General features: G+C 56.6%; 14 protein-coding genes and 1 pseudogene. 8 read left to right on the forward strand and 7 right to left on the reverse strand.

The annotated features are described in order from the left end of the window. Positions 1–40 precede the first annotated feature (40 nt). Together BBOH_RS00220 and BBOH_RS00225 are read right to left on the reverse strand one after the other, a co-directional pair. Positions 41–1276, reverse strand: a complete 1236-nt coding sequence (locus BBOH_RS00220; protein WP_044097984.1) for a MalY/PatB family protein — start codon at positions 1274–1276, stop codon at positions 41–43. Further along, positions 1273–2169: a DUF3737 family protein gene (locus tag BBOH_RS00225; protein ID WP_033520149.1), complete on the reverse strand. Its 897-nt coding sequence runs from the start codon at positions 2167–2169 to the stop codon at positions 1273–1275. Before BBOH_RS00225 ends, BBOH_RS00220 begins: the two co-directional genes overlap by 4 nt. Positions 2170–2468: 299 nt before the next feature. Here BBOH_RS00225 and BBOH_RS00230 point away from each other — a divergent pair, with 299 nt between their 5' ends. Beyond that, the gene (locus BBOH_RS00230) at positions 2469–3524 is read left to right on the forward strand and encodes a zinc-dependent alcohol dehydrogenase family protein (protein ID WP_237743089.1); all 1056 of its coding nucleotides are present in this window, start codon (positions 2469–2471) and stop codon (positions 3522–3524) included. A 137-nt stretch (positions 3525–3661) separates the two neighbouring features. On the opposite strand, the gene BBOH_RS00235 is transcribed toward BBOH_RS00230, so the two are convergent. From BBOH_RS00235 to BBOH_RS00255, 5 genes and pseudogenes are all read right to left on the reverse strand, one after another. Further along, entirely contained in the window at positions 3662–4960 is a 1299-nt protein-coding gene (locus tag BBOH_RS00235; RefSeq protein ID WP_044097985.1) for a ferric reductase-like transmembrane domain-containing protein, read from the reverse strand. 166 nt (positions 4961–5126) lie between these two features. Next, the gene (locus BBOH_RS00240) at positions 5127–5792 is read right to left on the reverse strand and encodes a flavodoxin (RefSeq protein WP_052362736.1); all 666 of its coding nucleotides are present in this window, start codon (positions 5790–5792) and stop codon (positions 5127–5129) included. A 62-nt stretch (positions 5793–5854) separates the two neighbouring features. Beyond that, positions 5855–6094, reverse strand: a complete 240-nt coding sequence (locus BBOH_RS08995) for an NADPH-dependent FMN reductase family protein (RefSeq protein ID WP_033520151.1) — start codon at positions 6092–6094, stop codon at positions 5855–5857. Between the two features lie 41 nt (positions 6095–6135). Then, positions 6136–6288: pseudogene (locus tag BBOH_RS09465) on the reverse strand (DapH/DapD/GlmU-related protein); the annotation flags it as partial. 680 nt (positions 6289–6968) lie between these two features. Continuing rightward, positions 6969–7928 (reverse strand): LysR family transcriptional regulator, encoded by a 960-nt coding sequence (locus BBOH_RS00255; RefSeq protein ID WP_052118084.1) that lies wholly within the window; start codon positions 7926–7928, stop codon positions 6969–6971. 1389 nt (positions 7929–9317) lie between these two features. On the opposite strand from BBOH_RS00255, the gene BBOH_RS00260 reads away from it, so the two are divergent. The 7 genes from BBOH_RS00260 to holA all read left to right on the forward strand — a co-directional run bounded on the left by BBOH_RS00260 (position 9318) and on the right by holA (position 22255). After that, positions 9318–12248 (forward strand): beta-glucosidase, encoded by a 2931-nt coding sequence (locus BBOH_RS00260; RefSeq protein ID WP_033520570.1) that lies wholly within the window; start codon positions 9318–9320, stop codon positions 12246–12248. Between the two features lie 782 nt (positions 12249–13030). Further along, a complete protein-coding gene (locus tag BBOH_RS00270) occupies positions 13031–13870 on the forward strand; it encodes a histidine phosphatase family protein (RefSeq protein WP_033520153.1) in 840 nt (279 codons plus the stop codon). Between the two features lie 183 nt (positions 13871–14053). Beyond that, positions 14054–15085 (forward strand): magnesium transporter CorA family protein, encoded by a 1032-nt coding sequence (locus BBOH_RS00275; RefSeq protein WP_033520154.1) that lies wholly within the window; start codon positions 14054–14056, stop codon positions 15083–15085. A gap of 94 nt (positions 15086–15179) precedes the next feature. Further along, complete coding sequence (leuS, locus tag BBOH_RS00280; RefSeq protein WP_033520155.1) at positions 15180–18164, forward strand: leucine--tRNA ligase; 2985 nt, start codon at positions 15180–15182, stop codon at positions 18162–18164. 709 nt (positions 18165–18873) lie between these two features. Further along, a complete protein-coding gene (locus BBOH_RS00285; protein WP_044097989.1) occupies positions 18874–19392 on the forward strand; it encodes a ComEA family DNA-binding protein in 519 nt (172 codons plus the stop codon). Then, positions 19389–21176, forward strand: coding sequence for a ComEC/Rec2 family competence protein (locus BBOH_RS00290; protein ID WP_081930231.1), 1788 nt, complete (start codon positions 19389–19391; stop codon positions 21174–21176). Before BBOH_RS00285 ends, BBOH_RS00290 begins: the two co-directional genes overlap by 4 nt. Before the next feature lie 95 nt (positions 21177–21271). Beyond that, on the forward strand, positions 21272–22255 hold the full coding sequence (holA, locus tag BBOH_RS00295; RefSeq protein ID WP_044097991.1) for a DNA polymerase III subunit delta: 984 nt from the start codon (positions 21272–21274) through the stop codon (positions 22253–22255). Position 22256: the final 1 nt, after the last annotated feature.

The raw sequence follows: 22256 nt of genomic DNA on the forward strand, positions 1-22256 counted from the left end.
CTTCGATATGCATTTATGGCCGTTCGATAGTATACGGGCGTTAAAACCTTCTTGGCTTATACGGGCTTCTATCCGACTGTTTTATATGTGTGGAACGGTAGGCTTTTGTTCCTGTTCCGAGTCGGTGAAGACCGTCGGCAAGCATGTTTGGGGGACAAGCGAAATTCAGCCGTATGAACCGGTTCCCGTCACCGCGATAGACGGATCCGGACGACAGCACCAGGCCCGTGCGGCGGCGTATCTCATCCGTGAAAGCGTCCGCGTCATCCGTGAGGGCCGAAACGTCTATCCACATCAGATAGGTGGCCTGTCCTCCGACGATGCTGAGGCCTTCGATGTTTCGGTCGATGAAATCTCGGGCGTTCTCGCGGTTGGAACGCAACTGTGCGATAAGCGCTTTGCGCCAGCCGCGTCCTTCGTTGTACGCGGCGATGGTGCCGTCAAGCGCGAGAAGATTGGGTTCGGCTACTTCGTCGGTGTTGAGCCCGCGTGCCACTTGGGCCCGCAGGTCCGGGTCGGGGACGATGGCCGTCGCGGCGTGCAGGGCGGCGAGGTTGAAGGTCTTGCTGGGGGAGACCAGGGAGATGATCTGCCGGTTCAGCGGTGCTTTGAGGGAGAAGGCCGGCGTGTAGTCCGGTCCTGAGAGCACCAGGTCGCCGTGGATCTCATCGGAAAGCAATATGACATGGTGCTTGAGGCACAGCCGTGCCGTATGCTCGAGTTCGTTTCGCGTCCACACTTTCCCGATCGGGTTGTGCGGGTTGCAGAGAATCATGAGCGTCGTCAGCGGGTTTGAGAGCTTGGCCTCCAGGTCGTCGAAATCGATGTTATAGGAGTCTCCGTCCCGTTTCAGGTCGCTGGAAAGCGCATGCCGTCCGTTGTTCTCGATGGAGTTGTAGAAGATGTTGTAGACCGGCGCCTCAACCACCACGTTGTCGCCGACATGGCCGATGCGGCGCACGATTGATGAGATCGCGGGCACGACGCCGGTGGCGAAGACCATCCAGTCCGTTTGCGGGCGGGCGTCGTGCTGGGTGGCGTACCAATCCGCCACGGCCTGCCGGTAGTCGTCCCTGGGCTCCTCGTAGCCGAACGCGCCCAGATCCAGCTTCCGTCGCATGGCTTCGACGATTTCCGGAGCGGTTGCGAAATCCATGTCCGCGATCCACATCGGAAGCTCGCCTTCGCCGACGTCCCATTTGACCGAGGCCGTGCCTCGGCGGTCCGGGGCGTGGCGGAAATCGTATGTCTGCCCGTTGGCTGTTTCGCCGCTCATGCCGCGGTCCCCGTATTGTTGGTGTCTGAGCTAGAGATCAGCCTGTCCGGTTCGATGGCGCTGCTGATGACGCTGCGTTTGGGGTCCACCTTGGTCGCATCGACGATGACCTCGCCGATATGGCGGGCTTGGATGGAACCGCTCAGCGGGTTCTTGACGCTCATGATGTCCCCGTCGATTTTGGCGTTCACGTCGCTGCAGTATTCGAAGGCGAGGTCGGTGCGCAGCAGCCTGCACCCGCTCATTTTCAGATGGTCGGTGTAGCAAAGCCCCTGGTCGCTTTCGATGGTGCAGTTGACCAGCGTGAGGTTCTTGGTGTTCCATGCCAGGTATTCGCCGTCGAGAACGGAATCGTAGATGGTGACGTTCTCGCAGTTCCAGAAGGCGTCCTTGGAGACGAAAACGCAGTGGTGCGCCTCGATGTCGGAAGCGCCGTCGAAGCAGTAGTTGCCGACGATATGCACGTCGTCAAGCCGTATGCCGGAGCTGTCCTTGCCGAAGTAGTTGCCGACGGCCTGCACATGGTTCATGCTGATGTCCTTGCAGGTCCACATCGTCTCCTCGGCGTCGGCGAAATGCACCCTTTCCAGGCTCACGCCTTTGCAGCGGCGGAAAAGCTTGGGCGCCTGCAAGTCGCAGTCTTTCATATGGATTTTGTCGGTGTACCAGATGCCGGAACGTGACATGGTCTCGAAGACGGTGTCGCTCACCTCGACGTTTTTGCAATACCACAGCGGATATTTCCATGTGAAGATCGAACCGCGGACATTCAGGTTTCGCCCCTCCTTGAGCGGCGACTCGCCTTTCCCGAATGTCACGTTTTCCACATCGGCGTCATGCTGCCCGAACAGGGGCCTCTCGCCCTCGAAATAGCTGTTTTTGTACGTCGTCATTATCTTGGTTGTCGCCTTTCGACATGGTTGGTTTCAAGGATGGCCTTCGCTATATCGTATTTATTTCAAGTCCTTGAAGTCAAAACGGGTTGTGTCGTGCCGGGTATGGAACCGGCGCTCGACACGGATGCCGCGTGAGGGCTTCAGGTCGCCGGCGCACAAACGGGAGGCAGGTGCCGGAGAAGCCCGAAGGAAGCGGTGGTTTGACTTCGAGTGCTGGAGGTTTTTACGATTCTAGATGGTGCATGAATCCGGACGATGGTCGCATTGTTGGGCGGACGGCGCCGGAAAGGAGACTCATGAGTGAGTCACAGATGATGAAGGCCGCGATTTTCCGGGGACCTGGTGACATTGCCACCGAATCGGTACCAAAGTCGTCGGTACAGCATAATGACGATATCGTCATCCGGGTCGTTCGCGCATGCGTGTGCGGGTCCGACCTCTGGTTCTATCGGGGGCTTGATGCCTTCAAGGCGGGAACGCCGGTGGGCCATGAGGCCATCGGCGTGGTCGAGCAGACCGGTTCCGCGGTGCAGAGCGTGCGGAAGGGCGATTTCGTCATCGTCCCGTTCCCGTACAGCTGCGGGAAATGCCCGGTGTGCAAGGCCGGTTTCGAATCCTCCTGCCCCAACGGCGGATATATAGGTGCCGTGAGCGGCTGCCAGGCCGAATACCTGCGCGTGCCGGAGGCCGACGGCACCGTCGTGAAGGTGGACGAGCCGGAAGGCGGTTTCAGCGACACCATGCTGGCTGCGCTGGTCACGCTTTCTGATGTGATGGCGACCGGTTATCACGCGGCCGCCAGCGCCGAAGTGAAGCCGGGGGACACCGTGGTCGTGCTCGGTGACGGTGCTGTGGGCCTTTGCGGCGTCATCGCGGCCGGATTGCGCGGTGCAAGTCGCATCATCTCCATGAGCCGTCATGAGGACCGGGCGGCATTGGCCCGCAAATTCGGCGCGACCGATATCGTCGCCGAACGCGGGCAGGATGCGGTCGACAAGGTTCTGTCCATGACCGGCGGCTACGGTGCGGATGCGGTGCTCGAGTGCGTGGGGTCGAAACTGTCGTTCGACACCGCGATGGGCCTGGTCATGCCGGGCGCGTTCATCGGGCGTGTCGGCGTCCCCCACGGCGAGGAGCTCGACAGTGACGTACTGTTCAACAAGAACATCGGCCTGCGCGGCGGTTCCGCTCCGGTGCGGACCTATGACAGGACGGTGTTGCTTGACAAGGTACTCGACGGCTCGATTCACCCCGAGCTGGTGTTCACCCAGGAATTCGACATCGACCACATCAACGATGCCTACGACGCCATGGATAAGCGGCGTGCCATCAAGTCGCTGATCAGATTCTAGCCTTGTCCGATAGACGAAAACTCGGCGGGGTGCCGACGTAAGCCAGATGGTTGTGGCTTGCGTCGGCACCCCGCCGTTTGTGATAGGAATTCTTTTTCATTCCTGTTGATTGGATGTATCTCTGTGCCCCGGAAGGTTCAGAACGAGAACGACTCATGGTAGATGTCGCTTGCCGCCACACCCTCATGGCGCAGAATATGGCGGACCGAACGGTACATCGGGGTCGGGCCCGCGAGCAGATAGACGGCCTTCGGCGTCACCGCTGCGCGTAGCTCTTCATCGTTGAACCTTCCGACCTTGAGCATGATAGTGTTGCCAGTCCGTTCCGCCCATCGCCTCAGTTGCGACTGATGAATGAGTTCCGATTCGTTTTTCGCCGAATATGCGAGGGTGATCCGTCTTCCGTCTCTTTGTGCCCCGTAGGCGTTCAATATCGCCAACAGCGGAACGATACCAGTGCCGCCGGCGTAGAGGACCAAGGGCCGGTCGTCTTCATGTTCCTTGATGAACCGGTGGTATCGCCCGAACGGCCCTTGCAGGTCAACCCGCGCGCCGGGAGAAGCGAAGATCGGCAAGAGGGTGGTGAAATCGCCTTCGCCGCGTATTATGAATGTCGCGTTGTCGTCCTTGTTGGGGGCGTCGGCCATCGAGAATGGGTGATATTCGCGTAATTCCTTGAAATCCGGAAGTCTCAGGAAGGCGAAATCTCCGGTTTCCCAATTCTTGCTGAGGCCGGGGACATGTATGGTGAGCTCACAGATGTTGCCGTCCAGCATTTCCCGGGAGATGATTTGCCCCTGGAGTTTGGGATGGTGCTCTCGGATTTTGAACAGGATGTAGTATGCCAGTACGCCTATCGTGGCGGCGTCGCAAAGAACGATGAACGGCCGGACGCTGACGATGTAGCTGGTGAGGTGGAAATGCACGCAGGCCACGCCCACCGTGACCAAAACGAGTCGGTGCAGCCATACGGTAATTTCGTGCTTGATGAGCGGCTCGTGGACTGTCAAAAAGCTTCTGACTGGAGTGATCAAGTCGGTGAGGCGTCGCGTCATGAACAACGCGGAGAACGCAACCATCGTCAGAAGCGACCAGAACGCGATCTCGCCGAATGTCTTGGCCAGACCGAACGTCGGCAGCTCAAGACGGTGAATGATGGAGATGCCGAAGGCGAACACGGCCAGCAGGCCGTGCGCCAGATATAAATCGGGCAGGCCGACCAGCCGGTCAAGCCAATGCGGGCGGCAGCTTAAATACACGGATTCCAGCATCCAGATATAGGCGATGACGCCCAACGCGATCGGAAGCATCGACATCTCGCGGAAGATCGGATTGATGAAAACCGCCAAAACAACCATGAAAGGCGCCGGCACGAGAATCAATATTGACAGCCAGAAAATCGGAAGCCGGAAGAAAAGGTTGTGTTTCTTGGTCATGATTGAAATCGTCTTTCTACACTGAACTTAGAGTAATCGGCGAATATGTTCAAAATCACCGGTTTGCCGAAGCCGGCTGAGAATAAGATGCTCGTCTTCCTGCTTACTAAAACGGCAGAAAAACGAGCATGAGGCCGATCGGGTCGTCTGATCGGCAGCTTGACGTTCAGGACAGCTTGTTGTCCTTGAGCCATTTGCCGGCCAGTTTGTCGGCCTGATCTTTTTGAGGGTGCTCGACATGCAATGCATCCAGTACTTTGGCCTTTGGTTCGGCCGAGACAAGGTCGTCGCGGAACTGCGAGCATCCCGATCCACCCGAGGTGCAGAACGGCGCGACCGTCTTGCCTGATAGGTCGTAGCGGTCTAGAAAGGTCCTGATGATCATCGGCTCCTCGCCCCACCATATCGGCGTGCCCAGGTAGATCAGACTATAGTCGTCAAGATTCTTAATCTCGCCGGAGATGGCGGGCCTGATGTTGTCCCTGCCTTCCTTTTTCGCGACGGCGAGTAGCTCGTTGTAATCGCTTGTGTAAGGTTTCGTGGGTTCTATGCGGAAGATGTCGGACTTGGTCTGCTTTTCGATCGCGTCTGCCACGGCCTTCGTCGTGCTGGTGTGGGAGAAGTAGACTATCAGCGATTTACCGCCGCCTTTCTTCGGTTCCGTCTTTTCGGCGTCGTCATGCCCGCTCTTCGTCTTGTCGCCTTTCTGAACCTGCACGGAAGAGGATTCCGAGCCGGGGTTTGGGGACGACTGGCTACCCCCGCACGCCGTCAGTGATGCGATTGAAGCCAAAAGCACCAAGGCTGTCGTGATTCTTTTCATCGTTCTCATATCGATTGTTCCTTCTGTCTATGCGCATTCCATGCCGTCACTGGATGACTGTCCGCCTGAAATCACAGGTCGAGTCCATCGACCCAGCTGACGAGCGTCTTCTCGTCCACGCGGGCGTCGAAGCGACGGCCGGTCTTCCAGCTTGCTGCAGGTGCCGAATCGTGCAGGCGACGGCCGTCCGCGCCTATCGCGTGCGCGAGCTTTTTTGCGACTTCTGCTGTGGTTCCGGTACCCGAGAAGTAGGTGACTAGTGGTTTCTTGTCCATGATGCCGCCTTGATTGTTCTTGTTGGGCTTTGCCACCGCATCTTTGGGTATTGCGTCACGTCCGATGGTTATTTGCGCCCGATGACCCGTGCCGGATTGCCGGCGACGATGGTGTTGGCCGCTACGTCCTTGGTGACCACGGCGGCCGCGCCGATGACGGCGTTGTCGCCTACGGTGACTCCCGGCAGCACGGTTGCCCCGGTGCCTATCCAAACACGGTCGCCGATGACGATCGGCCTGCACACGGTTGCAGTGAGGTTATGGGGGTCGCTCACGTGGTTGAGGGTGATCAGATTGACTTTCGGTGCGATGAGGACGCCGTCGCCCAATGTGATGCCACCACGGTCCATGAACAAGCAGTCCCAGTTCACGTAGGAGTCGCGACCGACTTTGATATTGTGTCCGAAATCCGTGCGGAACGGTGCGTTCAGACGAAACGTGGGATCCACGGGGTGGCCGACGAGCTCTTCGAACAGGTCATGTATCTCTTCGCGGGTGTGGTAACCTGTGTTCAGCTTGGCGCACACCCGTTTGGCGTGTTCGATGACCTCCGCAATGGCCTCATAGCCCTCTTCATCGGGCGATATCGATTCCCCGGCGAGTTCACGCCGCATGATATCAGGCAGTTCTTCGGCCTCCCCTTCACGTTCTGGCATGGCGCCCCTTTCTTGTTGTCGAGTCGTATGGAATCATTTCACCTCGGCAAGGAGTTATGTTCAAATAGGTTTTCTCTATGGCTTGTCATGTGTTCCATGCATGGCAAGCCTCTATGACTGAAAGGGCACATGTCGATGAGGTTGCGTTTATTTCTGCGAGGACGACGGACCACATGCCTATACGCAGACATTGCAGCTGCACTGAGCGGCATCAGGGCCGATGCTTTGTTGACAAAAGGCGATTTTACGAAAAGTCACTCCTCTTTCGGGTTCTGGTTGTTGCGCCTTTGCAGAAAATCGATGAACCGTGCGGCGGCCATGGAATGTTCACCGCTTCGTTTCCAGGCGATCACCGACTCTCCGGTCAGGCTTGGACTGAGTGGCAAGGATCTGACCTGAGGATGGATGATGCCGGTATCGATGCACAGGAACGCGCCAAGCTCGGCGGCGACCATAGTCGCGGCATTGCCGGTGAGATTGCAATAACCGACGACATTGACGTCATCCGCCTTTGGGGCGAACCAGCCCTTGAGGACGTTTTGGGCGGAATTCCGGGAGGGAAGCATGATGGGCAGGCCGCACAGGTCGTCCACGGTGGCCACATTGTTCGGCGGCCACGGCCAGCTTTTGGGAAGCAAGGCCACCCAGCGTTCCACCACGTTGGTTCGTATATGGTCATAACGCTGGGTGTCCACGGGTTCGAGGAGCAGACCGATGTCCAGAAGGCCTTGCTCCATACGCTCTTGTATAAGGTCCGCCGCCGCGCTGAAAATCGTAAAGCGGACTTTTGGATAATCGTCTCTGAATTCTCTTATGGCCTGAGTGAGGTAACGCATGCCACGCATCTCCCCGCATCCGATGGTAATCTCACCGCTAAGCTCGGCATCGGCGTTCTTGAGTTCGTCCTCAGCCTTTTCCATCAGTGAAACCATGGTTCGTGCCCGGTCATAAAACAATCTGCCTGCATCGGTCAGGGAGGTCTCGTCCTTGCGGTTGCTTCTGTTGATCAGCGTGGCTCCGAGGTCCTTCTCGAGATTCTTGATTCGGCGTGACATCGAAGGTTGGGATACACGGAGCAGCTCTGCCGCTGCGGTGATGCTTCCCTCCTCTGCGACGGCCAGAAAACAACGGAGCGCTCGGATGCTCAGGTCGGACATCCGGTCATCATCTGCCAGATAGTCGTTCAGGTCCTCATATTGTTTGTTCTCCGGCATTTCTACCTCCCTGTATCAATATTTTGCATGGTGTGCCCGGATCCGTATCAGCCGCTTCGATGTTTTCCCTCATCCTCTTCGTCTGTCTCGGTCAATGGATAGGGCGCTTCGCCATCAGCACGTAAACCAGATAGCGACGAAGGGGCGATCACGTGCATTGCCGACGTCAGTCCATGATACTCCTCAATCAAAGGGTGCCGTGATCGGGATTATTCGGATTTTACTTCAAGGTGCCTGAGGTCTTTGGAGTATCGATTCCAAAACCCTGAGAACTTGAGGCTCTTGAAACCTGGCCGAACATCTTCCGTCGGTTTGTGCTTTTGTCGAGACTGTAGCTGGCGGATCGTGGGCTGGCGTTCCGTAAACCGGTGAAAAGATGGAGGTGACGATTACTGGTCGGCTTTTCATGTTTAAAGAAGGTATTTGGATTTTTGGAGATCGGGTCCAGCACTTGGCGGATCGGTGAAAGGATGGATGTGATCGGTGCGCCGAACGCCGACCGGAGCTCGTTCCTTGACGATCGAACTTCCGGCCGAAACGATTATGTCGCCTGAGATTCGGTTGGACAGGAAATCAATTCTATGCATTTTGTCTATGGAATACCATGCCACAAAGGTATTTGAACATATAATGCTTCTGTTGTGTAATCAGTTTGTTCTATTGTCGCAACGAGGGGAGAGCCAAAATGCAACAAGATGGCGTTCCGGAGGCAAGTCGCTCGTTATGTTTGGTTAATCCGAGGACTCATGCCTCTGCCTTTGCTCATGGTTGAGTTGGTGTTCGGGATTCCCGAATGACGATACTCCATCCGGAAAACGAAAAGGGACAAAACTGCGGTTCATGGGACAAAGAATGGGCGTGTACGAATTGGGGCTGAGGTTCTCGGCACTGTCGATTGGTTCATCATTGATGCATGCATGAGGCTGTCACGTTGGAGACCTTCCATTTGATTGCCGCGACAAGTCCAATCATGAACCCGCTTTTTGATGCTGATAGGGACTGAAACACAAATATCTACAATGGGGTACTTCTTTTTCTGTGCGAGATATCGATTGCCGATTTGAGATAAACCGCCGCATGCACTGCTCAGACCAGAAATCGAAGCATCCATCAGCATTCTCTTCAGTCAATAGATGCGACCTTTCATGGCGAGACAAGAACCTTAAACCAGAAAGGAAAAATATGGCCAAAAGTTAACAAGACATGAATAATGGGTATCTTTGCCGGCGGTAAAGACTCTGACAGCTAGCGTGAGCGTCACGGCAAGTTTCCATGCAATAATCTGAATGACGGAATCACCGCGAAGTGTGTTCACCGTTCCGGGCATCCGGCGTTCAGCGCCACTGTTGAACAATCGGTTCAACGAGATATTAGGAGAAAATGCAGATTATGTTAGATGTCAACATCGATGATGTCATTGCAGTCATGCAATCGCTGGTGCCCTATTTGGTGGGTATTGCGGTATTGTTCGTGGCCGGTATCGTCATCAGCTTCGCCGTCAACAAGAGGACGGTGCAGAACGCGGCCGTGCGTAAACTCGTGCACGGCGAGGCCTGGATCGTAGTGCTGCTGGGTGCCGTCATAGCGGTGTCCATGATATTGACCGGTCCCATGCAGACCCTGATGGACAATGCGTCGGCGCCGAAGCAGCATCTGACGCAGGCGACGATCAGGAAGACCAACGATTTGGCGGTCAACATCGAGAATGAAGCGATTACGATGTTGGAGGACACGGATAACGTGCTACCTTTGAAGAGCAGTGAGCCGTTGAATGTCTTCGGCTGGGCTTCGACCAATCCGATTTACGGAGGAACCGGCTCCGGTTCCTTGGATGGGTCCTATAGGACCACTTCCTTGCTGGATGGCCTGCATCAGGCCGGTTTTAGGACAAATACGCGGTTGAGTGATTTCTATACGAAGTATTCGACCAAGCGCGGTGAGATCGCGGTGACCTCTGCCGACTGGACGCTTCCCGAGCCCCCGGCGGAGGACTATTCGAGTTCGTTGGTTGATAATGCGAAGCAATTCTCAAAGACCGCGGTGGTGGTCATCGGCCGTGTTGGTGGTGAAGGTCTTGATCTGCCCACCGACATGCATGCCAAGGATGTCGTCTATAACAACAACTCCAAGAAATATGAGGATTTCGCTCCGGGGCAGCACTATCTCGAGTTGAACAGGACCGAGCATGACATGCTTGACTTGGTGACGAGGAATTTCGATGATGTGATTCTTGTTTACAACGGTGCGAATGTCTTCCAGATGAATTTCCTGAAGAATTACCCACAAATCAAGGGTGTACTCTGGGCACCGCACCCAGGTCAGGCCGGTTTCAAGGCACTGGGTGACGTGCTCAGCGGCAAGGTCAATCCATCGGGCCGTACCTCCGACACGTTCCTTACCGACCTGAAGAAGACCCCGTCGTGGAACAATTTCGGCGATTTCCCTTACAGGAACGTTGACGAGTTCAAGATCGACTCCGCCCGTGGCGTGCGCTCGCCACGTTTCGTCAACTACGTCGAGGGCATCTACGTGGGGTATCGTTTCTATGAGACGGCCGCCAAAGAGGGGCTGATCAATTACGCCGACGAGGTGCAATATCCGTTCGGCTACGGCTTGAGCTACACGAGGTTCAGTCAGAAGATGGGCCGGGTCTCGCACGATAACGGCAAAGTCTCCTTTAGCGTATCTGTTACCAATACTGGCAATAAGGCCGGAAAGGACGTGGTCGAGGTCTATTATGATCCGCCGTATATTAATGGTGGTATCGAGAAGGCTTCAACAAACCTGATCAAGTTCTCGAAGACCAGCACTCTTCAGCCTGGACAGTCTCAGGATATTAAGATCACCTTCAATGATTCTGATATGGCCTCTTACGATGACAAGGACGCGAAGGCCTACGTCCTCGACGACGGTGATTATGACATTTCCATCCGGTCTGACTCCCATACGGTGCTTGATCATCAGACGGTTTCCGTGGCGAAAAAGGACATCTATAACACCAAGTCCAACACCCACAATGGTGACAAGCAGGTAGCCACCAACAGGTTCGATGATGCTCGTGGCAACGCGACTTATCTTTCTCGTGCGAACCACTTCGCCAATTACGATACAGCCACGGCCGCTCCGACGGACTTCGACATGAGTGCCAAGTACAAGAAGAATTACTACAACAATGGTAATTATGACCCGAAGAAGTTCGACAAGGCCGGCGATAAAATGCCGACAATGGGTGCGAAGAACAACATCCGCCTCGCCTCCATGCGCGGAAAATCGTATGACGACCCTCAATGGGAGAAACTGCTCGACGAGTTGACCTTCAAAGACATGGACAGCCTCATCGCCAATACGGGCTACCAGAATCCCGCGATCGGCTCCATCGGCAAGATCCGTCTATCGGACGTGGACGGCCCTGCCGCGTTGAAGGACAACTTCACCAAGGTCGGTTCCATCGGTCTGCCCTCAAACGTCTCCCTCGCCTGCACCTGGAACGCCGAACTGGCGCGCGACTTCGGTAGGACCATCGGCGACATGGCCCATGAGATGCTGGTTTCCGGCTGGTATGCGCCCTCGGTCAACATCCATCGTTCCCCATTCGGCGGACGTTCATTCGAGTATTTCTCCGAAGATCCCATTCTGACCGCCGATTTGGCATCACAGCAGGTCCTGGGCGCCGCGGACAAGGGCGTGTATTCCTTCACCAAGCATTTTGTGCTCAATGAGCAGGAGACGCAGCGCAACGGGCAGCTTTGCACCTGGAGCAACGAACAGGCCATTCGCGAAATCTACATGAAGCCGTTCGAGATCATTGTGAAGGCTGATGGCGATGCACAGGGCATCATGGGTTCTTTCAATTACATCGGGAATACCTACACCAGCGCCGACCCGACGCTGAACCAGACGATTCTCCGTGACGAGTGGGGATTCAAGGGGTTCGTGGAGACCGACTACTTCTCCGGGCCGAACTACAGCTACCAGAACGCCGATCAGATTATCCGCGGAGGCACGGATGCGATGCTCGCCACGACCAAGACGACCAACCACATCACGGACAGGTCGGCCACTTCGGTGAAGCAGATGCGCCGAGCATGCAAGAACATCCTCTACACGGCCGTCAACTGCTGGCGGTACGAGCATGGCGAACCCGGCACCAAGACCCCTGCCTGGCGCATGGCCATGTATGTGGTTTGGGGCGCGACGGCAGTACTGGTTCTCGGGCTCGAGGCCATCGCGATCATACGGTTCCGCAAGCGCCGTGGAGAGGCACAAACCGCGGTCACGGTTGAAGGCGAAAAGACCCTCAATATCGAAAATCAAGAATAACGGGCATCGATTGTGGCGATCAGCTTGCCTGGCATCATTCTCGAATAGGTGGATGATAGTCATACAGTCGCAGACCGAAATATGCATATCGGTCTGCGACTGTATGACAAAAATCAATGTGCGGGCGGCCGCCGGAAAGGTATCGCAGTTCACAGCGTTCTCTCGCCGGGAGTGATATTGTCGATTCGCAGTATACGCACTCGGAGATCGAATAATCCAAGTGGGTGCAACAGCCGTAACAATTCCTTCAGGCATCATGACCGCGGTCCTCGACTGGCACCGGTCGTCTGTACCGTTTTTGGAGTATCCGGACTTTTTGGAATTTCTGTGGTGCCGGCATTTCCCGGCGCTATTCATTGCCGGACGTTTCAACTGTCAATTCAACAAGTGGTCACGGGTTCAAATCCCGTCGATCCAACGATAGAAGCCTGGAATCCCGATGTTTTCAAGACATCGGGATTCCAGGCTTTTCGATTGCAGACACGATCAGGTTACCGGCCGGATTGCGTGTCCGATGGTCTGGTTTTATTCGGTCGTTTCGGTATCCGGTCGGGGGCGGAATTCGTCCCAGTCACCACCGGTGTCCCAGGCCGGCGTCTCGGTGGCGGCGAAACCCGTCTTCGACTCACTCGGTTGTGGGTCGGTTCTTCGCGGGGAGGCCACGGATACACGTTGCATCTGCCAATGTATACCGCGGAATTCGCGATCGACCCGAATGGCGACGCGCCGTATCGTGAGGTCGGGGCACAATTGAATCAGGATGATCGGGGAATGGAGTAAGCATGATCGACGAAGTAATTATGTTGCGTCACGGCAGGACGTCTTATAATCTGGCGCACAGGCTTCAAGGCCAGATCGACGTGCCGCTCGACATCGTGGGGCAGTGGCAGGTGGAGCAGACCGGCATGGAGCTGGCGCAGCGGTACTACTGGGCGAAAGCCGGCAACATCGTCGAAAACCCCGAACAACTGCCGCAGCCCGGACATGAGGCGGTGGTGCGAAGCAGTGTCGAGGAATATCGGAAGGCCTCCGCCTCTCAGCGCCGTATGCGGGTCATTTCGAGCGACCTGTTCCGCGCAGCGCAGACCGCGCACGCTTTTGCCGACATCCTCGGCCTTCCGGTCGAACTCGATCAACGTCTTCGAGAGCGCTGTTTCGGGCGGTGGGAGGGGCTTACCTACGAGGAGATACGCCAGCTCGACCCTGATGCGTTCCGCTCCTGGAGGGCGGGTGCGGGCGGTGAGGCTCAGTATGGCGTGGAATCGAGGACGCATCTTGGTCAACGAGGGGCGCAAGCGGTCAACGAACTGGTGAATCAGTATGAAGCGGAACGGATCCCTACCACGCTGATGCTTGTCACGCATGGTTCGTTCATGGCCGCCACCATTCAGACGCTGATCGGTCTTGACCCTGAAGTAGCTACGTTGGGTCCAATCCAGAACGCTTTTTGGACACGCCTTTGCCCCTCGTACAATCAGGAAAACAGCAAGGTGGCCGGCTGGACCCTTGAGGAATTCAACGGTCGACCACGCATCGCGGCACTAACCGACTGGGCCAATGGACCGCAGGAGTTGCGTAACCCATCCATGCCCGTTGCCACCCCGTTCCCGGCGCTCGTGTGAGGATGGGCTCGGGAGTCGAATGCGGATTCATTCGTATGAATATGGTCTGCTTGCTGGTCCGTTGGGTGCAGCGGTGTGTGAAAGTTCATCGCGGGCATTATTGTTGACGTTTGGTAGCCGTCGGTGGACTGCGGGCCGCAAATCGGCCGATTGAGGCGCGATGCATGAAAGGTGGGTGAGAGCATGCTCAGAATCTTCAATACCGTGAACGGGCAGGTGGAGCAGGTAAGAACGACCGAGGAAGGTTCGTGGGTTTGTCTTTCCGACCCGACCGACGTTGAACTCGCCACCGTTTCACAGGAGACGGGCGTCGATCTTGCCGCGCTGAGGGCTCCGCTGGATGATGAGGAGCGCTCGCGAGTCGACTCCGACGATGATTATACGATGATCATCGTCGATATTCCCACCGTTGAGGAGCGTGATGGGCGCGACCATTACGAGACCATCCCGCTTTCGATTGTCGTGACGGCGAAACTGGTCATCACCGTCTGCATGCGTGACACGCCGGTGCTTCATCCGTTCATGGAAGGCACCATCCGCGGGTTCAATACCTATATGAAGTCACGCTTCGTTCTGCAGGTCCTGTATAGGAATGCCACGATGTACCTGCGTTATTTGCGTGTTATCGACCGTAATTCCGACAATCTCGAGCTCAAACTGCAACATTCCATGCAGAACCGGGAGATTCTGCAACTGCTTGAGCTGTCCAAAACACTGGTGTATTTCACCACCAGTCTCAAGTCGAACGAGCTGGTGATGGAGCGCTTGCGCATCCTGCCCCGGGCGGACGAGCCCAATGACCGGGTGCATCGGCTGGCGGACTCGGTCCTGCCCAATTCCGGCAGGATACGTAACCAGTCCCTGCTGCGGCTCTACGAGGACGATGAGGATCTGCTTGATGACGTGATCACCGAAAATAAGCAGGCCATCGAGATGGCGAACATCTACAGCGGGGTCCTTACGAACATGACGGACGCCTCGGCCTCGATCGTTTCCAATAACCTTAATAACGTGATGCGTATCTTCACGATCATTTCCATTGTCATTTCGATTCCGACCCTGATTTTTTCAATGTACGGCATGAACTTCCAGAACGGTATGCTCGGTATGCCGTTCACCAATACGCGTTGGGGGTTCATCATCGTTCTCGTCATATCGTTGGTCGTGACTGCCTTGGTTGCTTGGTGGCTGACCCGTTCAAAGTTCTTCAAGTAAATGTGAGCCTCAACGTCCGTTCGCGTTCATGGTGAGTCTTCATAGTGCGCCAAAGTGACCGCTGTGTCCAGTTGAACTACGATAATTCTTACCCATGAGCGAAAACGAGAACAACACCACCAGCTACAACGGGCGAGCGTCAGAGCCGCGTTTCCGATACAACGCGGCTATGGCGCAGCAGATCGAGCAAAAATGGCAGAAGCAATGGGACGATAAAGGAACCTTCTGGGCCGCCAACGTCAGCGGCGATCTCAAGGACGGCAAGGGGCGCAACGCGGAAGGAAGGACGCCTTATTTTGCCATGGACATGTTCCCGTATCCGTCCGGGAAAGGCCTGCATGTAGGACACCCGCTCGGATACCTCGCCACCGACGTGGTCTCGCGGTACCACCGCATGAAGGGTGAGAACGTGTTGCACGCCATGGGTTATGACGCGTTCGGCCTGCCGGCCGAGCAGTACGCGGTGCAGACCGGCCAGCATCCGCGAATCACCACCGAGGCCAACATCGCCAACATGCGCAGGCAGTTGCACCGTATGGGGCTGAGTTTCGATGACCGTCGTTCATTCGCCACCATCGACCCTGAATACGTGCGCTGGACGCAGTGGATTTTCTCGCGGATCTACGATGCATGGTACGACCCTGACTTTGTGCGTGAAGACGGAGGAAAAGGGTCGGCACGTCCGATCGACACGCTGATTGCGCAGTTCCAGGCCGGCGAGCGCGCCATACCCGGTTTCGAGGGCACCGGCAAGCGGTGGGCCGATTTGACGAGCGTGGAACAAGCCGATGTGCTTAATGACTTCCGTCTGGCTTACATCTCCAAGTCGCCGGTCAACTGGTGCCCGGGATTGGGCACGGTTCTGGCCAACGAGGAGGTCACGGCCGAAGGTAGGTCGGAACGGGGTAATTTCCCGGTCTTCCAACGCGAATTGCGCCAGTGGTCCATGCGCATCACTGTTTATGGCCACCGTCTGATTGAGGATCTGGACAAGATTGATTGGCCTCAAAAAGTCAAGCTCATGCAGCGCAACTGGATCGGGGAGTCCCACGGCGCTTCGGTGCATTTTGAAGTCGATACGCCCGGTGGCACACGGGATCTGGAGATTTACACCACCCGTCCGGACACGCTTTTCGGCGCCACTTTCGCAGTCGTGTCACCGGAGCATGATTTGTTGCGTCATGTTCCGTCGGCATGGCCCGACGGCACGCCGGAGGACTGGAGGGGAGGTTACGACACTCCCGCCGAGGGTATGGAGGCATACCGTGTCGCCGCCGAATCGAAGACCGCTCAGGACCGTGTGGCCGAAGGTGGTCAGAAGACGGGGCTGTTCACCGGGCTGTACGCCATTAACCCCATCACCGGTGCGAAACTGCCGATCTTCACGGCGGACTACGTGCTGATGGGCTATGGCACCGGCGCCATCATGGCGGTTCCCGGTGGCGACCAGCGCGACTATGATTTCGCGGTCAAGTTCGGTCTGCCGGTCATTTACACGGTCGAACCTCTGCCGGATTCTGGCGATGACCTGTCCGACTACGAGGGCAGGGCGCCGTTCGTCTCGCATGACGGCATCGTCGTCAACTCCTCGATCGACGCCACCAAGGCAAAGGGTGATGCATTGAGCCTCGACGGTTTGAGTGTTGACGCCGCGATCGAAAAGGTCAACGAGTGGCTTGAATCCGCCGGTGTGGGCAAGGGCACCGTCAGTTACCGCCTGCGTGACTGGCTTTTCTCCCGTCAGCGTTACTGGGGCGAGCCGTTCCCGATCGTCTACGATGAGGATGGTGTTCCGCATCTGATTCCGGACTCGATGCTGCCGATCGATCTGCCGGACGTGCCGGATTACAGTCCGAAGACCTTCGATCCGCAGGACGCCGAAAGCGACCCCGAGGCGCCGTTGAGCCGAAACGAGGATTGGGTCAAGGTTACGCTCGACCTTGGCGAAGGACCCAAGACGTACTTCCGTGACACCAACACAATGCCCAACTGGGCGGGCTCCTGCTGGTATTACATGCGATACATCGATCCCACCGACACCGAGCACATGGTTGAACGTGATGAATACGACTATTGGATGGGGCCGGACCACAATGCTTCTGTCGGGCCGACCGGGGGAGTCGATCTGTATGTGGGGGGCGTGGAACATGCCGTATTGCATCTCCTGTATTCCCGCTTCTGGCATAAGATTCTTTTCGACCTTGGATATGTGGACGGCCCTGAACCGTTCCACAAGCTGTTCAACCAGGGCATGATTCAGGCTTACGCCTACACCGATGACCGTGGCCAGTATGTGCCGGCAGCCGAAATCGAGGAGGGGCCAGTCGACCCATCCACCGGTGAGCCGACCTATAGCTGGAATGGTCGGCACGCCAACCGTGAGTTCGGCAAGATGGGCAAGAGTCTCAAAAACATCATTACGCCGGATGACATGTACGAGCGCTATGGCGCCGACACGTTCCGTCTCTATGAGATGAGCATGGGGCCGCTGGATGAGTCCCGTCCTTGGAATGACCGAAACGTGGTCGGTGGCATGCGCTTCCTTCAGCGTTTGTGGCGCAATGTCGTCGATGAACGGACCGGTGAGGTGACGGTCTGTGAAGCCGAGCCCGATACGAAGACATTGAAGTTGCTCAACAATACCATCGCCGATGTGACCGTGGAGATGGAGGCCATGCGCCCGAATACGGCAATCGCCAAGCTTATCGTGCTCAACAACCATCTGACCGGACTGAAGGACGGTGTGCCTCGCGCCGCCGTCGAGCCGCTCATTCTCATGCTCTCGCCCGTCGCTCCGCATATCTGTGAGGAATTGTGGAGCCGTTTGGGCCATGGCGAATCGTTGGCCTACCAACCGTGGCCGACGGCTGACGAACGCTACACCGGTGAGGACACCGTCACCGCTGTGGTGCAGATCAAGGGCAAGGTCCGCGCCAAGCTCGAGGTCAGCCCCTCGATTGATCCTGACCAGCTGCAAAAAATGGCGCTGGAGGCCGTCGCTGAACGCCTGGGGGGCAAAGAGCCTCGTAAGGTTATTGTCAAGGCGCCGAAGATCGTGTCGATTGTGCCTGCCGAGTAGAGTTCGCTCGTAGACGCCTGTTGAACGGCGTTAGGTGGGGCATCGTCCGCTGATCGGCGATGCCCCGCTGTTCTAATGCGATGGTGGTCCGGCTTCATTTCGGTTCGTGTCATGACGGTTGAGCGTCATGACGGGTCAGAATGATTCGAGGCTGATGCTGCTGTGCCTGTCGGACTGCGAAAGTCGTGGCCGATATCCGCTCCGAGCACTGGCTCGATGATTGACGAATCGTGCCGTGGTGATCGGTTATGCCGTTTCCTTGCTGTCACCAAAGCTTGTCGAAGGTTGGTGTGGATAAGTGCTCGACGTTGTGCGCATTTGCTGTGCACAACTTTCGTGCGGAGTGCACGACACGCCTCGAATGTCGATATGTCCATTCGATTATCCACATCTTACTTCAAGGTTTGCGATGCGTGCGATCGGTATGCACGATTGAGTGATGGATTTGAACATAGGCTTAGGTGGACGCGATGACGTTTCGACGAGTGCCGTGCGCCGTCGCATGCATTCGTCTGCTCTCGGAGCACAATCTCCGGACGCATCCACCTTTGATTTGCAGGATTCGGGTGGAGCGTCCGATGACTACGAGCCGGTTCCGCTACCTTCGTTTGCCTGTCGATCAGCCACAGAAGTCTTTGCAATGCCGCAACCAGCAACGTTTCAGAGGCCGGTTCGATCATCGGGGGTCGACGCGCCGTCTAACGGTGAAATGGCTGCCTTCAATCGTGTGCAACGATCACCGAGATTGAGCATCAAACCCCTGCATGCCGTCATTGTCATCCTGGTTCTGGTTGCGGCGCTGTGTGCGAGCCTGACGCTGCTGGTTCAGCAGTCGATCAACTTTTCAAGCCAACAAGCGGTTCTGCGGGCGGCACATCCGGCGACTTCCAATGCCAGGACAAATCCTCCGGGAAATCGACCAAAATCCCATGACGACCCTGGTCAAACGACCACGCAGAACACGTCTCGATCCGACAAGGAACATGCGGCGGAATCTTCCCGAAGCGCATCTGGGCCACAGACAAACGGTGATGACAATCTTATTGATCTGAACACCGCTGACGCCCAGGATCTGCAACGCATCAAAGGTGTCGGGCCCGTTACGGCCAAACGAATCATCGAGTATCGGACGTCTGTAGGCCGTTTTACCAGTGTCGATGATCTGTTGAACGTCAAGGGCATCGGTCAGAAGACGCTCGGAAAAATGCGAAGTCAGGTGAAGACATGACGAAAATAAACCGAATGGCGTCCGATTGGGCGGGTTCATTGCTCGAAGACGGAGATCGGGACTGGCGTATGCTTCCTGTCGCGCTGGCGATGTGGGCAACGATGCTTGGCGTGCATGCTTGGTTTGAGCGATGCGGCAAAGGCCCAAGTCGTCCGCCTTTCCCGGCACCAGCTTCGCTTCGTCGTTCTGACAGATCCGCAAACCTTGAAGTATCGTCGTCTCTCATGGTCGTGCTGCTTGCCGTGGTGCTTCTGGTTGTGGCAATGAGCGTTCGAAGTCAGGCCGGCCGATTGATAAAAATCGCCTGCATGCTCGTCCGGTGGCCATGGACGGTGATGGTGATATGTGCGGCCATGATAGCGACAGAGGCCTCGATGGCCGTTGAATACACGCAGATGCGTGATCCGGCCATAGTGGCAACACGTCAAGGTGATTCGTTCGTTGTCGCAGTGATGCGTTTGACGTCACCTGTCACTGCCGCAAGTACGTGGCAGGCAGATTGTCAGGCAAACGCCGTCATTGAATCATTCGAGCATGGAAATATCGTGACGAACAGCCATTCTCGGGTGCAGCTGTTCGCCAGCGGCTCGACCTGTGGCTCGATCGACGACGGGCAGACGATACGCGTGCACGGCAAGATTCAATCAGCCCGCTATGGCAGTCGCCCCGTCTGGCTTACCGTAACAGCGGGAAGCAAAGTGACGTTGGTTACACCGGCTTCACTGCCCATGAGAATTGCCGCGTCGATGCGGCGATCGTTCTTCTCCGTTACGGAGCGTCTTCCGGACCAGGGGCGCGTATTGGTGCCCGGATTGACCATCGGACTGCTGGGGCAGGACTTCGTCGGTGACAGGGCTGATGGGACAGAGCCGGTCAATGCCACTTTCGCCAAACTTCTTGAAATGCACTTCAGGAATTCCGGCATCATCCATTTGATGGCGGTTTCGGGAGGTCATTTCGCCCTTGTCGGTGAATTCGTCAAACGTTGCTGCGCGCTTGTGCGTATGCCCAGACAGGCAGTGGCCTTGCTGAGTTTGATGGCCTATTTCGGTCTGGCAGGTCTGATGTTTCCGTCGGATTCAGTGCTGCGGGCATTGGCGATGGGCACGCTTGCTGCGCTATCCATGACTTTGGGACGCCGGGCACAGCCACTAAGCTCACTGTCATGGACGGTGATCGCCGTTCTGCTATTCGACCCGAGCATGGCGCGTAGTTTTGGTTTTGCGCTCTCCTGTGCCGCTGTGCTCGGCATTGTGCTGTGTACTGAGCCCTTGACCGAATGGCTCAACGCCATATTGCCGTTGAGACTGGCGCAAGCGACTTCCGTCACCCTTGCCGCTCAGGCCTTTACCTTGCCCGTACAAGTGTTGATGACCCCTCAACTGCCTCTGCTGGCCTTGCCTGCGAATCTTATTGTTGCCCCTTTCGTGAACTGGTCCACCGTCACCGGACTCTTGGCGCTGTTGCTGTCACCTTTGGGCATGTGGCCGGCTTATTCGCTGGCCTGGCTATCAAGCCTGGGCACCGAAATCATGCGCTGGTGCGCGGACATGTTCGGAACCCTGTCGGTCTCCACCTTGCCTTGTGTAGGTGGACCATCAGGGGCCTTACTCGTTCTTGTCTGCGAAATTCTGGCGATCACACTAGCTCGGGAGTCGAGCTCATGGATTCGACGACGAACCACCGATGAACCGGAGTTCGAAGGTGAACGGTTCGTGTCCACGTGGCCGCAGCGCATGGCAACATGGATTCATGAAACCGAACAAATGTTCGAAAGCAGATAGGGGATGCTACGATATGGAAAGGAATCACGCCCAGCATCTGCCGCGGGCATCGCGGCAGAGCGAGGCAAGAAGTTTAGGTACAAGCGGGGAGGGGCATGACTGCAACAAACAAGAGTGAGCGGTCGCCTATGACCTTGGTGGTAGGCGGTGACCCTTTTCTCAACGATCAACGAGTTCGGCAACTGGTCGATCAGGCCGTGCGCAAAGATGCTGAGGCCGAATTAATCGAGTTGGACGCAGAAACGGCCGACCGTTACGATTTTGACGAAGCCACGGGGCCCTCGCTGTTCAGTTCCACAGCCGTGGTCACGATTCGTCATTCCGAAACCGCCGACGAGGGTCTTGTCGATGCGATGGCGACCTACTGCAAACAAGCCAATAATGATGGTCCTGCCAGCACCGTGATTGTGCAGCATGCAGGCGGACCCAAAGGTCGTGGCGTGCTCAATACGCTCACAAAATCCGGGGCACGGAAAGAGGAAGTGCCCGACCTTAAAAAGGCCGACGCCAAGCTCAACTTCGTCTTACAAAGATTCAAGCGTGAGAAACGTGGCATCGAGCCGTCCGCGGCCCAACAACTGGTAGCGGTATTGGGCGAAAAAACAGGCGAGCTGGCGGCGATGTGCGCCCAACTGTGCTCTGACTTCAAAACTCAGACAATAACCCTCGATCAGGTCAACCAATACCTCTCATCCAATCCGACCGTTACCGGTTTCACCGTCGCGGACACGGCGCTCGCGGGCAATGTCGCCGGTGCTTTGACGGCTATGCGTTCGGCTGTGGCACAGGGAACCGAGCCAATTGCGTTGGTCGGGGCGCTCGCGATGAAGTTGCGAACTTTGGCCAAGGCATCAGCGGTTCGTTCCGGAGTGATCTCACAGGCCGAGGCGAAGGTCAACCCGTGGGTGCTGAAGAATTCGATGAGGCAACTGTCCGGCTGGACATCCGCCGGACTGTCTCGATGCATTCAAAAATTGGCTTGGGTCGATGAACAAAATAAATCGAATGGCGGGGATCCCGTCTATGCCCTTGAAGAAGCGATTGCGCTGATTGGCACGAAAGGTCGGCGTGAAATATGAC

The organism is Bifidobacterium bohemicum DSM 22767, assembly GCF_000741525.1.
Taxonomy (GTDB): domain Bacteria; phylum Actinomycetota; class Actinomycetes; order Actinomycetales; family Bifidobacteriaceae; genus Bifidobacterium; species Bifidobacterium bohemicum.

Coding starts and splice junctions, on each gene's coding strand:
- BBOH_RS00235 (WP_044097985.1), bottom strand. CDS start 4,960: ATGACCAAGAAACACAACCTTTTCTTCCGGCTTCCGATTTTCTGGCTG.
- BBOH_RS00255 (WP_052118084.1), bottom strand. CDS start 7,928: ATGCCGGAGAACAAACAATATGAGGACCTGAACGACTATCTGGCAGAT.
- BBOH_RS00225 (WP_033520149.1), bottom strand. CDS start 2,169: ATGACGACGTACAAAAACAGCTATTTCGAGGGCGAGAGGCCCCTGTTC.
- BBOH_RS00285 (WP_044097989.1), top strand. CDS start 18,874: ATGGCTGCCTTCAATCGTGTGCAACGATCACCGAGATTGAGCATCAAA.
- BBOH_RS00230 (WP_237743089.1), top strand. CDS start 2,469: ATGAGTGAGTCACAGATGATGAAGGCCGCGATTTTCCGGGGACCTGGT.
- BBOH_RS00260 (WP_033520570.1), top strand. CDS start 9,318: ATGTTAGATGTCAACATCGATGATGTCATTGCAGTCATGCAATCGCTG.
- BBOH_RS00275 (WP_033520154.1), top strand. CDS start 14,054: ATGCTCAGAATCTTCAATACCGTGAACGGGCAGGTGGAGCAGGTAAGA.
- holA (WP_044097991.1), top strand. CDS start 21,272: ATGACTGCAACAAACAAGAGTGAGCGGTCGCCTATGACCTTGGTGGTA.
- BBOH_RS00290 (WP_081930231.1), top strand. CDS start 19,389: ATGACGAAAATAAACCGAATGGCGTCCGATTGGGCGGGTTCATTGCTC.
- BBOH_RS00270 (WP_033520153.1), top strand. CDS start 13,031: ATGATCGACGAAGTAATTATGTTGCGTCACGGCAGGACGTCTTATAAT.
- BBOH_RS00220 (WP_044097984.1), bottom strand. CDS start 1,276: ATGAGCGGCGAAACAGCCAACGGGCAGACATACGATTTCCGCCACGCC.
- BBOH_RS00240 (WP_052362736.1), bottom strand. CDS start 5,792: ATGAGAACGATGAAAAGAATCACGACAGCCTTGGTGCTTTTGGCTTCA.
- leuS (WP_033520155.1), top strand. CDS start 15,180: ATGAGCGAAAACGAGAACAACACCACCAGCTACAACGGGCGAGCGTCA.